This window comes from Pseudomonas helmanticensis (genome assembly GCF_900182985.1).
Lineage (GTDB): Bacteria > Pseudomonadota > Gammaproteobacteria > Pseudomonadales > Pseudomonadaceae > Aquipseudomonas > Aquipseudomonas helmanticensis.
The window spans coordinates 3,624,656-3,637,528 of the sequence record NZ_FXUY01000001.1 but is presented as its reverse complement, the minus strand read 5'-3'; the positions used below and the strand labels follow the sequence as shown (position 1 = coordinate 3,637,528).

Annotated in this window: 6 protein-coding genes; all 6 read left to right on the top strand. The window is 59.7% G+C overall.

Annotated elements, in window-relative coordinates; all coding sequences use genetic code 11:
• The first annotated feature begins 203 nt into the window (after window positions 1-203).
• The 6 genes from QOL84_RS16265 to QOL84_RS16240 all read left to right on the top strand — a co-directional run bounded on the left by QOL84_RS16265 (window position 204) and on the right by QOL84_RS16240 (window position 12,831).
• Window positions 204-842 (top strand): hypothetical protein, encoded by a 639-nt coding sequence (locus QOL84_RS16265; RefSeq protein ID WP_283437862.1) that lies wholly within the window; start codon window positions 204-206, stop codon window positions 840-842.
• 159 nt (window positions 843-1,001) lie between these two features.
• Window positions 1,002-2,300, top strand: a complete 1,299-nt coding sequence (gene cobG / locus QOL84_RS16260; RefSeq protein WP_283437861.1) for a precorrin-3B synthase — start codon at window positions 1,002-1,004, stop codon at window positions 2,298-2,300.
• Complete coding sequence (locus tag QOL84_RS16255) at window positions 2,293-2,919, top strand: precorrin-8X methylmutase (protein WP_064388739.1); 627 nt, start codon at window positions 2,293-2,295, stop codon at window positions 2,917-2,919. Before cobG ends, QOL84_RS16255 begins: the two co-directional genes overlap by 8 nt.
• On the top strand, window positions 2,916-3,650 hold the full coding sequence (locus tag QOL84_RS16250; RefSeq protein WP_400774499.1) for a precorrin-2 C(20)-methyltransferase: 735 nt from the start codon (window positions 2,916-2,918) through the stop codon (window positions 3,648-3,650). The genes QOL84_RS16255 and QOL84_RS16250 overlap by 4 nt, the downstream gene beginning before the upstream one ends.
• Window positions 3,650-5,350, top strand: coding sequence for a precorrin-3B C(17)-methyltransferase (gene cobJ / locus QOL84_RS16245; RefSeq protein WP_283437860.1), 1,701 nt, complete (start codon window positions 3,650-3,652; stop codon window positions 5,348-5,350). Before QOL84_RS16250 ends, cobJ begins: the two co-directional genes overlap by 1 nt.
• A gap of 407 nt (window positions 5,351-5,757) precedes the next feature.
• A complete protein-coding gene (locus QOL84_RS16240) occupies window positions 5,758-12,831 on the top strand; it encodes a TcdA/TcdB pore-forming domain-containing protein (RefSeq protein WP_283437859.1) in 7,074 nt (2,357 codons plus the stop codon).
• Window positions 12,832-12,873 lie beyond the last annotated feature (42 nt).

Here is a 12,873-nt window from a genome sequence, read left to right as displayed (position 1 = left end):
GCTGCCTTGTCGCAGGTGTTGCCAACGGTTGACATGCCATGTGGTAGAAAAATGATTGGCAGAACACGCGTTTTTGTTATTTTTATATTTGATCAAGTTGCCCGTTACAACCAAGCAAACTTGGTAAATCGATAGATGATTATTAAATGGATTAATACTTTGCACGCCATACGGGCGTCGCTTACCAGGATGAAAAAATAAACATGGATGATATAAAACATAATGCGACACTGGTCGGCGATATATTGCTGACTGGAAGTCAGGGGCAGAGTTACGAGGATTATCAGTTCGCGTTGAATTGTGCTTATTTGGCAAAACGTCAGGCGGATACCACTTACAACAGTGTGATCCAGCCAGGACGCTGGACCGATTATTTTACTGATGTGCTTTGGTCGCATGGCTGGAACCGCGATCATCAGCCGATCGAGCATGTTCAGACGCAGTTCAATGGCAGCGTGCGACAGGTCTGGTTTCAACTTGCATCGCCGCTGCTCAGTCGAGAGCAGGTGACTGGGGTTGACCAAGGGTTGGCGAAACTGGAACGTGACGTGGGGTTGCTGAAAAAGATCAAGGGCACCAGTGGCAAGCCTTTCGATTTCAAGGTCATACCGCTCAGCTATAACGCCAACGGCGATCTGGAACTGGTGATCAGCAATATCCGCTTCATCAAGTCGAGTCTCAACACCAGTTACTTTTTCTGGGACGTGTCGCAATCCATGACTCAGCTGGATGTTGTGGCGCGAAAGGTGGTGATCAGCCGCCGGGTCATGGACGCTCGCCGCCTGAGCGTGGGCAAGGCGCTGGAGGGGCTCAAATTCAATTTCGCCGCTGTCCCGATCTGACTTGCACGGGGTAAAGCGCTTTTTATCCTGCGCCGTGCACCCCCACGCAGTTTCCGACCGGCAGGCATTTTCATGCACTTGGGCAAAGCAGGCATAATGGCGACCTTTCGCCCACCACGGCGCTGCCAGCCAGACGGCCATCCCTTGAACGAACGCCCGATGTCCACCGCTCTACGCCCCTCGGCTTGTCCGGGGTTGCGGCGTATTGTCCAGGCGCTGGACGGCGGTATCTGCCGGATCAAGCTCAATGGTGGGTCGATCACTGCCGATCAGGCTGACGCGGTAGCCGATGCCTCCGAGCGTTTCGCCGGGGGCTTGATCGAGGCGACCAACCGCGCCAATCTGCAGATCCGCGGTATCGGCGAGCAGTCTGAGGCATTGATCGACAGCCTGCTGGCCGCCGGCCTCGGGCCGCAAACCGCGCAGGGCGACGATGTACGCAATCTGATGCTCAGCCCCAGTGCCGGGATCGATCGGCAGCAGCAATTCGATACCCGGTCACTGGCCGAACAGATTCTTGCGACCCTGCAATCTCACCCGCGGTTTCACCAGTTGAGCGCCAAGTTCGCCGTGCAACTCGATGGCGGTGAGGCATTGGCGATGCTTGAGCATCCGCATGACTTGTGGCTGTCGGCGTTCGAACGTGACGGTGAAGTATTGTTGGCGTTTGGTCTGGCCGGATGCCCGACCGACCGTGCAACTGGCGCCGTGCCCTTGGAAAACGGCCATGCTCTGGTCGTCGCGGTGCTGGAATTGTTCCTTGAACTGGCACGGCCGGAGCAGGCGCGCATGCGCCAGTTGCTCGATGAAATGTCGACGCCAACGTTCCTCGAACATTTGCACAAACGCCTGCCGATAACCGCTTTGTGCGATTGGCAACGAACGCCCGCAATCGATGCGCTGCACATCGGTGTTCACCCGCAAGGCACGGTGGATCGGGTGTACATCGGCGCGGTGCCAGCGCTCGGCCGTCTTGATCCGGCGATGCTTCACGGGGTGGCCCGACTGGCCCGTGAGTTCGGCGATGGCAGCCTGCGCTTCACACCTTGGCAAAGTGTGTTGCTACCGAACGTGAAGCACACCGACGCCGCGCAAGTGCTGCAGAAACTGGGACAATTGCAGTTGCGCACCGATCCGGACGAGGCGCTATCGCGGCTGATCGCCTGCACCGGATCCAGCGGCTGCGGCAAAGGCCTTGCCGATACCAAACACGACGCCCGGCTGTTGGCGACACTGTTGCCACAAGCGCAGGGCGTGCACCTGTCCGCATGCCCGCGCTCTTGCGCCGCTGCCCATCGCACACCGGTGACGTTGCTGGCGGTCAGCCCGGGCCACTACGACCTCTATTTTCGCGATGCAGCACTGCCGGGTTTCGGCGCGCTGCACGCACGCAACCTTACTATTGAAGCGGCCGCGACCCTGCTCGACGCCCGCTCACGGAGCCCCCTTGATGCTTGATTACATTCGCGACGGTCAGGAGATCTATCGCAACTCCTTCGCGATCATTCGCAGCGAGGCCAATCTGGCGCGCATTCCGGCCGATCTGGAAAAACTCGCAGTGCGGGTGATCCACGCCTGCGGCATGGTCGAGGCGGTCGACGGTCTGCAATTTTCCGCAGGCGCGGGCAAGGCCGGGCGCGATGCGCTGGCGGCCGGTGCGCCGATCCTCTGTGATGCGCGGATGGTCTCCGAGGGCGTGACCCGTGCGCGCCTGCCGGCGAACAACGAGGTGATCTGCACCCTGCGCGACGATAGCGTGCCGGAACTGGCACGAGAGTTGGGCAACACCCGGTCGGCGGCGGCGCTGGAGCTATGGCGTCCGCACCTGGAAGGCAGCGTTGTGGTGATCGGCAACGCGCCGACCGCACTGTTTTATCTGCTTGAAATGCTCGACGCCGGCGCCCCGAAGCCTGCGCTGATCCTCGGTTTCCCAGTGGGTTTTGTCGGTGCCGCCGAATCGAAAGCGGCGCTGGCGGCAGATAGCCGTGGCGTGCCGTTTGTGATCATGCAAGGCCGTCTTGGCGGCAGTGCCATGGCCGCTGCAGCAGTGAATGCCCTCGCCACGGAGATCGAATGATGCAGGCAAAAGGACGTTTGATCGGCCTTGGCGTCGGCCCCGGTGATCCCGAGCTGATTACCGTAAAGGCCCTGCGCCTGCTGCGTGAATCGCCGGTGGTCGCGTACTTCGTCGCCAAAGGCAAAAAGGGTAATGCCTTCGGCATCATCGAGGCGCACTTGCAGGACGCGCAGAATCTGCTGCCGCTGGTGTACCCGGTGACCACTGAAGTGCTGCCGGCACCGTTGTCCTATGAACAGGTGATCAGTGATTTCTACGACGCCGCCGCCGAAGAGGTCGCGGCACATCTGGACGCAGGGCGCGATGTCGCGGTGATCTGTGAAGGCGATCCGTTCTTCTACGGTTCCTACATGTATTTGCACGACCGCCTCGCCACACGTTACGAAGCGCAAGTGGTGCCGGGTGTATGTTCGATGCTCGGTGGCGCGTCGGTGCTCGGTGCGCCGCTGGTGTATCGCAATCAGAGCCTGTCGGTGCTCTCCGGCGTGTTGCCGCATGACGATCTGAAGCGGCGTCTGGCCGATGCCGACGCGGCGGTGATCATGAAACTGGGGCGCAACTTTCCCAAGGTCCGTGCAGTGCTGGAAGAACTTGGCCTCGCTGAGCGCGCGCTGTATGTCGAGCGCGCGACGATGGCCAATCAGAAGATTGTGCCGCTGGATCAGGTCGAGCCGATGTCTTCGCCGTACTTCTCGCTAATTATCGTCCCGGGCGAACGGTGGCAAGGCTGATGACTCAATCGACACCGGCCATTGTCATTCTCGGACAGGGCGCGCTGGCCACTGCGCGCAATATTCAACTGCTGTATCCGGCAGCACAGATCCATGGTCTCGCTGGCCGTGTTGAGGGCGCCGATTGCACGTATCAGGAATTCGGCGCGACCCTGCGTGAGTTGTATCGGCAGGAAACGCCAATCATCGCCCTGTGCGCTGCCGGCATTATCATTCGAACCCTGGCGCCGCTGCTGCTGGAGAAAGGCGCCGAACCTGCGGTACTTGCCGTTGCTGAAGACGGCAGCGCCGTGGTGCCGCTGCTCGGCGGCCTCGGCGGGGTGAACGTCATGGCCCGCCAGATCGCTGCCGGGCTGCAAGTGGCGGCGGCGATTACCACCAGTGGTGAACTGCGCTTCGGCACCTGCCTGCTCAATCCTCCCGAAGGTTATGCGCTGGGCGATCTGGAACTGGGCAAGCGTTTTGTCTCGGATCTGCTGGCCGGGCACAGCGTGCGCATTGAAGGCGCGGCGCCGTGGCTGGATCAGGCGCAGTTGGCGGAAGATCCGCAGGCGCAGCGCTCGATCCATGTCGGCAGTGCCGAGCGTGCCGCGAGTGCCAATGAGTTGTTGATCTACCCGCAGAGTGTGGCGGTAGCAGTAGTTGCCGACGTGGCGGATCTGCCGAACGCCGTTCGTGCCGCTTTGCAACAGGCCAAAGTCGCCGTGCAATCGCTGGCGTGCCTGGTGGCGGCCGACAGCGAAATGGCTTCGGCGCATTTGCGTGAAGCGGCGCTTGAACTCGGTGTGCCGCTGCGCTTTGTCGCGGCGCCAGCTGACGTTGTTGCGCTGGCGCAGACTGCGCTGCCTCAGGCCAAGGTCGTCACCGCCAACCACCTGGCGATGGTGATTGGCGAACAACCCTTGGATGTTTCGAGCATCGGCCACCCGCGCGGTCGTCTGGCCGTCATCGGCCTCGGCCCGGGCGCTGCCGAATTGATGGTGCCAGCGGTAAAAGCCGAACTGGCGCGAGCCACCGATGTGCTCGGCTACGAAACCTATGTGCGTATGGCTGGCCCGTTCCGCGACGATCAGGTGCAACACTGCACCGACAACCGCGAAGAGATGCAGCGCGCGCGACATGCCTTCCGGCTGGCGGCCGAGGGCCGTTCAGTGATCGTGGTGTCTTCGGGTGATCCCGGCGTGTTCGCCATGGCCGCGGCAGTGCTTGAGGCTCTGCACGAGTCGGACGACCCGGCGTGGCACAGCGTCGAGCTGGAAATCCTCCCGGGTGTCTCGGCCTCGCTCGCGACGGCGGCTCAGGCGGGTGCACCGCTGGGGCATGACTTCTGTGTGATGTCGCTGTCGGACAACCTCAAACCGTGGTCAATCATCGAAAAGCGCCTGGACCTCGCCGCCGAGGCCGATCTGGCGCTGGCCTTCTACAATCCGATTTCGCGAGCGCGTCCATGGCAATTGGGACGTGCGCTGGAAATTGTCGCGCAACATCGTGTCGCCGCAACACCGGTGGTGCTGGGGCGCGACATCGGCCGGCCGGGGCAAACCCTGCGGGTGACGACGCTGGGGCAATTGACTCCGGATCAGGTCGACATGCGCACCATGGTGCTGATCGGCTCCTCGACCACTTGTACTTTCCCCAAGGCTGAAGGTGGCGAGTGGGTGTACACGCCGCGCTGGTACGGCGAAAAACCACAGTCCTGAGCAGTTGGCGAGGGAGTCGGCTCCCTCGCCACGCCCGCGTCCCGTGAGCATTGCTGCCGGTTTGCCCGTGTCGTATTTATCGACAGTCCCTGTACGATTTGCTCCTCCTGGTTGTGGGAGCTTTCCTGTTACTTATATTTTGTCCGACTTATCTTGAATCCAGATAGATAGAAACAAAGAGTCAGGCTAGTTGGTTTTGTGCCTTGGTTGATTTTGTTGGGTTATATCTATGTTTTGGGCAATGCCTGGTTACTTTTGCAAGTGTAAATAGTTGTTTTAAAGTTGCCGGTCTTGACATGTATTGAAAGTCTTGAAGTTTGAGTGTTTGTTTTCCAGTCGTTAGTTTGACCGATATGCAGGTGCCAGCGGGCACTCATGAAATCGGTCAGGGTAAAGAAGGAAATTTCATGCAGGATCAACGACCGCAAGATGCTAGTGGCTATGTCAACTTTATCAACTTGTTCAAGCAGGCGGATCTGGAACAGGCAATGCTGTCGCACAAAGACAGTGACTCTTATCAGTCTGTGTGGCGTTATTACTTTGCCTGTGTCGCCTTGCTCGATTCCCCGCGTCTGATCGAGCCGCTGGCATTGCTCAAGCAGTCCCTGGGTTTGTTGATCGGACTGCCTCGCGTACGTCGATCCATCCAGGAGGGGGCACAACCGGCGGAGGCACAACCGAAGGACACTTTGACACGTATCCACGACGATATTCAGGCCTTCGAAAGCCGCCTGAAAAACACCCTTGCCTATGAGAAAAGTGCCGCAACGGCGGTTGCGAAGAATATGCACTTTGTCTGGCTGGGTGGCGGTCTTGGCGCGATCCAGCATGACTATCTCAACGTGTGGAAACAGGTGATGAACGGACAGGGCTATCACCTCTATCTCTGGTACGACAGTGATGCTTTGCTGGCCTGGCAAACCAATACGCTGATCGTCGAGGCGGCCAAGGCTGATGCGATGCAGCACGGCGGCAGCGCAAAGGTTTCCGAAGCCGAACTGGGCACGCTGTACGAGGAACGGGCGATTACTCTGAAGCAGCAGATGTTTATGCACATCAACGCGGCGCGGGAACAGGGGATGTCTGCCGATGAAGCGCGGGTCGACCTTTTGACTCGCGCCTACGGCCAGGACGCCGCACATCTGGAGGCGCTGATCGAGCAAAACCGCCGCAGCCTGCTGGAGCTGGCGGGAAACGATCTGCAGTTGCGCGATCTGCATGACCTCGACACGCCGCTGCTATTGCAGGACATCTATGATCGCGAGACCCGGCTTCGCGGTAATCTGGCTGCCGCCTCCGATGTGGTCCGTGCCGAAGCTTTGTACAACGAGGGGGGCGGATATGCCGATGTCGATAACCTGCCTCCGCTGGTCAGGACCCTGGGTGGCGTCGACATCAGCACGTTCGGCGGTGATGCGCGCCTTGGCGTCCTGCAACTGATGCTCGACCACAACCCGCACTGGATGCCGGGACGCCAGGCACGGCGCGACGGATACACCGACTATCTAGGGCAAATTCCCGAGGAGCACCGCGCCGCGCTGGAAGCCTTTGCCCGGCAACAACCGGCGCTCAACGAGGTGTTCCAGGCTTCGGCCGAACTGCTCGTACGGCCACAGGCATTGCGCGCCGTTTCCGTGCAGAGCACGTTGAGCAACTCCTTTCTGGCGGCTCATGCGCAATCGCCGATGCTCAAAAGCGTGCTCGAGCGGTTTCGCTTCAATTACCAGCTCATCGACCAGACGGCCCGATTGGCAGAGACACGCGGCGTTGCCTTGAGCGATTTCGACAACATGTCAGTGCTGTCGCGTGAGGTCCTCGAGCAGGCCTACGGTTCTTTCGCCGACCTGTCGATGAGCGAAGATGTGGCGGCCAGCTATCTGGCTTTGGCAGCTGCGGGCTACTACAGCGACGGTATACGTGCGCAGAGCGAATGGACAATCTATTTGACCGGTCCGGCAGCGATGCGCGATGGCATGGCCGATTACCACCGGCACAACTTCGTCCCGCGAGAAGAAGAAAGGCTGCGCCTGGAGGCGGCCATCGAATCGCTCTGGGTGGTCAACGACAAGACCGAGGAGGAGCAGGATCACTCCTGGAAAGACAATGCCAGCGATGTTGAGCAATGGGTCATCGACGAGCAGCAGCGCTGGCGGGAAGGGCAATTCAGCGCGCGTTATAACGGCGATATCACAGCGCTGCTCACACAGCAGACCGTGTTGTTCGAGGAAGGCTGGCCGGTCGTCGAGGGCCGGCCGGTGTTGTTGGTGGATGTCCTGCAACGAATGATGGACAGGCTCGGTGAGCCTTTTGTGGCTGCGATGCGGCGAGGCCATAACGGCCCGCTGGTTTTTCCGTCAGGCCTCGGTCTCGGTTTCGATGATCGCGAGGCTATAAAGGCTCAGCCCATTGACCTGCGAGCACCTGCGTCGCTCGGCGATGCGCAGACTCAGGGGCTGACGCTGGATGAAGTGCTGAGCGCGATTGCCGAGGGGACACTGCAGTTTTTTCAGGTCAGTGCCTTGCAACGGGCGCTGCTGGGCCAACTGCTGGGCGTGCGTTCACTGGATAACCCTAGCCTGAGCCTGGTGGCTGCCGAACTCGATAACCTGGCCAACAGCGTTGCTGAGGTAGGAGCTTGGGCACGTTATGCGGCGATTGAACGTCATCTTTATCAGCAGCGTTCACCGGCGTTCATGGCCGGTCTCGCCCATTATGCCGATCAACCGACGGTATCGTCGGACAGCGCTCTGACGTTGAAACGAACGGCGCTGGCGCAGGCGCACACGCTGTTTCAGTGGGGGCGGCATGTCGCCCGTATCCAAGAGGTGGCCACGCGAGAGCATCGTGATCAGGTGATCCTGCAGCTCGGTCAGGTGCTGGGTCAGATCGAGGCCAGTGAAGTCAAGCTTGTGCCTCAGGATCTGTTGCTTGCTGGGCCGGGCGATCCCGGTGCTCGCTGTTATCCGCTGGCGCTGATCATGAGTGCGGCTCTGGAGCACGGTGTAGCGGCGTCGCGACGATTGCGCGAGCGCTTCTTCCTGGCGACCGCCGAGCCGCAACAAAGTGATTCAGCGGTGTTTCTGCAAGCGCTTGAGGAGTTGCGCGGTGTGCCGTTGCACGAAGTTGGCAGCCCCTTGGGGCGCGTTGATCTACAGCAGCTCGGCGCCACGCTTGAAGCGTACGAGAGCACTCGGACACTGATGCTCAACTCCGACAACCACGCCATGCTGGTGGCGAAAACCTTCGACGGCGATCAGGCCACTTATCATTTCTACGATCCCAATTTCGGCGTGTTCGAGTTCAATCACCCAACCCTGTTCTGGCGTGCACTGACCGACTTTTTCCAGACGCAGGGCATGGCGAAATACTATGCGGCTTATGGCGATGAAGCGCGCCCGACGTTTGATCTGATCGAGCTGCAAGGGCAAAAGATATCGGCCCAGGAGCTGTCCGGCGGACTTCGTGTGCGGCAACTGCTGGAGTCCGACAATGTGCTGCCGGAGCACTCGGGACGCCCGATACGCCAGCGTCTGAACAGTGCGCGCGGTCAATCGCTGGTCAGCAATGCTCATCTGGGACGCAGCCTGAGCGATCTCGACAGTCATTGGTGGGGTCAACAGATTGCCCACGCGATCGACGCGTTGCAGGCGTTGCACACCTCGGTGACACCGCTGGTGCCGTTGTTCGAAACGCTGAACATAACCCCCAGTGGGGAATACCTGATCAGTCTGGTCGATCCGTTGAATAGCGATCATGTGGTCCATGTAAGCAGCACGGATCATCGTCTGTTGAGAATCAGGAATTACCTGTCGGAGCAGTTTTCGACTCTGGGTACCAGACCTGCGCCGGGATTGGCTGAGGCTGGCGCCGTTCACACCCTCAATACCGGGTTCACGATCCAGGCATTGATGAACGCCTTGCGCGGGCGAGAAGGAGACGACCGTACTTTGACCACTGCCGTGCGGCTGCATGTCTACGTCAATTACGCACAGTTGGCGCACGGCAATGTCACGGATGTAGCCGGCCTGATCAACCTGGTGAAAACAGCGCTCAATGAAGAGAAGGTCATCGCCCGTACGTGTGCGCCGGTGGTGGCCGAGGCGCTGGGGCATGTTCTCAACGAAGGTGTCGGGGCGGTGCTTGGGCTGGCGAATGTCGGTTTCGACGTTTACCAGTTGGCGATGGCGGACAACGAGATCGAGCGGGCACAGTTCGGCACGCAACTGGCCTTTGATTCTGCCAGTCTGGCATTGACTGCCGGTGGTCTCGGTGCCGCAACGGCAGGCGCCGCGACCGCAGCAGCAGTGCTCGGCGGCGCCGGCGTGCTCCTCGGCGGGCTGGCCGTCGGTGTCGCTGCACTGGCGCAGGGTTTCGCCAGCATCGCGCAACAGGCTCAGGCGGTGGGACTGTTTTTCGACAATCTGGAGACTGCCTATCGGGGTGTGGGTTATCGCTACGATGATGCTTTGGGTGGCTGGACTGCAAATCCTGCGATGATCGTGCAAACCCTGGATTTCAATCGCGCAACCCTGACGCTGGACAGCCCGAAACTGTATCGGCTGCGTGATCATTTCGGCGTGCCGGATTTTGATCCGGACTACCAGAAAGCGCTCAATCTGCAACGCGAACTGGGATTACCTCGCACCATCAAGCTGGCGCTACCTGTGGGGCAACTCGTGGTGCTGCCATGCACACCGCAAACGTGTTACGGCTATCTATACAAGGCGTTGCCTTTCTCTACCTTGCGCCACGACACTGGTTTCGACACAGCGCGGCGTCTGGAAAAAAAGGATCGGGAGGGGCAGTGGCAGTTTCTGTTTTCTTTCTACTCGTTTCCCACTCACTACATCGTTAATCGCCTGACGCCGGCGTATCGCCCAACTGTGATCGAGATTCTTCTGGACGCAAACGAGCGTGCACTGGCAGTGCCGTTGGCGCCTGCAGAATGGCATGCGTTCCTGTCTTACCGGATTAAAGGAGGGGGGGCATCCTGCTCACTGATCCTCAATCGCGGAATCAATGTTGAGCTCGAGTCGCCCAGCCAGCAGTTGTGTAGCTGGAAGCTGGTGGCGACCTGGGCCACCGAGCGTGATGTCCAGGTATTGGTCGGCAGGGAAATCATTATTGGCGGCGTCAAGGTAACGTTGTCCGGCAAGGGGCGGCATGAAGTGCTGATCCGCCTGGCCGACCGGCAGCTGTTCAGGGTTGATCGCGCTCGTGGCCAGTTGCTGATTCTCGAACAGACCGCACCAGTTGGTGAGGACGAACAGAGCCTGCTCAAACACTATCAGTCACTGGTACGCGAACATCGGCTGGTCCTGCCTTACACACCGCTGCACAAATACCTGATCCCGTTCGAGTCTGCACACCAGCCGCGTCACACCACCGCTTGGTACGACGCGGCCGGGGAACGGTTTTTGTATATCCGCAATGAGCAAGTGTTGCAGGCCGATGAAGCATTACTGGCGGCTGTCGTCGACGGTTCGGCGTTCTTTTACGAGCTTCAGAACTATGTGATCTGGCAGGTCGATGCCGTCAGCGGCCTGCTGCAGTTCTGTTATCGAATGCTGGTGATGCAGGGGGAGTGCAGCATCCGCCGAATCGACGTCGACGACCAGGGTGTGATTCATATCGAGCAACAGTGGACGGGCCCTGATCAGAGCACCACGCAATTCAACTACCTGCTGCATGACGGTCAACTGCAGCTCACTTCGGTCACCCGTGACATGGACCGCGATTTGGGTGAAAGGGTCTTCGCCCAGCAGGCGCTGACGCACTGGTCGCAGGTGCTCGGTAACTATGTGCCGTTGTCGACGGTGCCCGAGCGCGACGGGGTCGCCACGCTAGACTGGCAACCGGCTGCTTACGTTTCAGTCTGCTGGGCGTTCGACCCGGACAAACGCGATCTGGTCTGGATCCGCAGCCGTGATCGCCTGTGTATTCATCCGCTTATTGCGGCCGGGCAGGTCCGTGGCTGGAAAGACTCGATCAGCAAATTTGCCGATCTGCTGTTGTTACCGGCAAATGATCAACAGAATCTGTATTTCATTTACGACAGGGCGGCGCAGAAGCTTTGCCGGGTACAGCGAAGTTTCTCCGACGATGATCAGCGCTGGCCGTTGCAATGGAGTCATCAGTGGGTGGAGCCGGCCGGACTCAAAGACGTGGTGGCGGTCGAGGGCGGCTATCTGGCGCTGACCGACGAAGGGCTGTTCTTCAATCTGACCGCAGAAGGTGAAGTGCAGCTGGGTGGGCTTAGTGAGCGCTGGCTCAAAGGACGGGCACAGTGGTGGTCGGCGCTGGAGGAGCTGGCGCAGAAGTATCCGGTCAACAGTTTCGCCATTCTCGGCGTGCGCAACACAAGCGGTGAGCGCAACCTGTGCGCCTGGTACCTGGACAATCGCTTGTTGCTGTGCGAACTGGGCCACGACAAAGAAGTGCGTTTGCTCGGCGTTACGCCGGACAACAAGGCAGCGTGGCTGCTGGACGTTACCAGCGGTGAAATCTGGAACCAGACGTTCTTCGATAGTCGACAACTCGAGCAAGCATTTGGCAAAGGTCAACAATTATTGGCGGGCGACTGGTTGCCGGCACCGCAGGCCGAGTGGGACGACTGGCGGTTCAGTGGTGTGACCAATGAAGGCTCCGGCTTGCGCGGCATGTCGGTGGAAGGTGTGTCACTCCAATTGCGCTACCAGGAGACGGAGCGGGTCATTGGCGTCGACCAGCGCTGGGCAAGGGCACACGCCGAGCATTTGCTCGAGTCGCTGCAAGCGTTGCTGGAGACCGCCGAGCATGGTGAGTTCATCGCTGTGAAATCAGGGGCTGACGTTCTGCAATGGTATGACGCGGCCAACGCACGGATGATTCGAGTGGCCAGTCATGACCTGCCCGGCGACTGCGAACTGCTTGGCACCTGCCGTGGCAACGTGCTGTTGCATGAACCCCAGGCACATCGCGTGTCTGTCTATCCCGGTCGCGACAGCATCGGTCCTTTTGACTATGTGCAGCGCAACGCCGAAGTACTCGTGGTTGAGGGGCAGAACAAGGTCAACGACCTGCTGCCGCTGATCGCCGATGACGTAAGGCGTCTGGTTTTGCGCATGGGACAGGGGGGTGTGAGCTATCACCTGTCAAAAGCCAGCTGGTTGCGACTGGACTCTGTAATTGTCGATTGTCGACCAGGACCCGGTGAGAGGCCGGCGATTCCCGGCAAGTTGATCTGGGAAGTGGATGCGCCGGGGAAACTGCAACTGTCGGAGGTCGGCGAGCATTTGCTCATTGTTGATCCGGATCGCCAGCACAGCCTCATCCTTCGCGATGTGTGTTCGGTCGATCCGGCGTTGCGTGGCAACGTCTTCCTCGGGTTCGAAGGGCAAAATTCCTATCCGGTTTCCAGACTGGTGCAGTGGTTGCGGGGTGGGCCAAATGCCCAAGCCGGGACGACCCTCGAGCAGTTACTGCCTGTAGTTGCAGCCTGAGGCGCAAGTGCAAGCTTGCTGATGGTTTCTGTTCGTTTTTAA

Excerpts from the sequence above, each read along its gene's own strand:
- QOL84_RS16265 (WP_283437862.1), top strand. The coding sequence starts at position 204 with ATGGATGATATAAAACATAATGCGACACTGGTCGGCGATATATTGCTG.
- cobG (WP_283437861.1), top strand. The coding sequence starts at position 1,002 with ATGTCCACCGCTCTACGCCCCTCGGCTTGTCCGGGGTTGCGGCGTATT.
- QOL84_RS16255 (WP_064388739.1), top strand. The coding sequence starts at position 2,293 with ATGCTTGATTACATTCGCGACGGTCAGGAGATCTATCGCAACTCCTTC.
- QOL84_RS16250 (WP_400774499.1), top strand. The coding sequence starts at position 2,916 with ATGATGCAGGCAAAAGGACGTTTGATCGGCCTTGGCGTCGGCCCCGGT.
- cobJ (WP_283437860.1), top strand. The coding sequence starts at position 3,650 with ATGACTCAATCGACACCGGCCATTGTCATTCTCGGACAGGGCGCGCTG.
- QOL84_RS16240 (WP_283437859.1), top strand. The coding sequence starts at position 5,758 with ATGCAGGATCAACGACCGCAAGATGCTAGTGGCTATGTCAACTTTATC.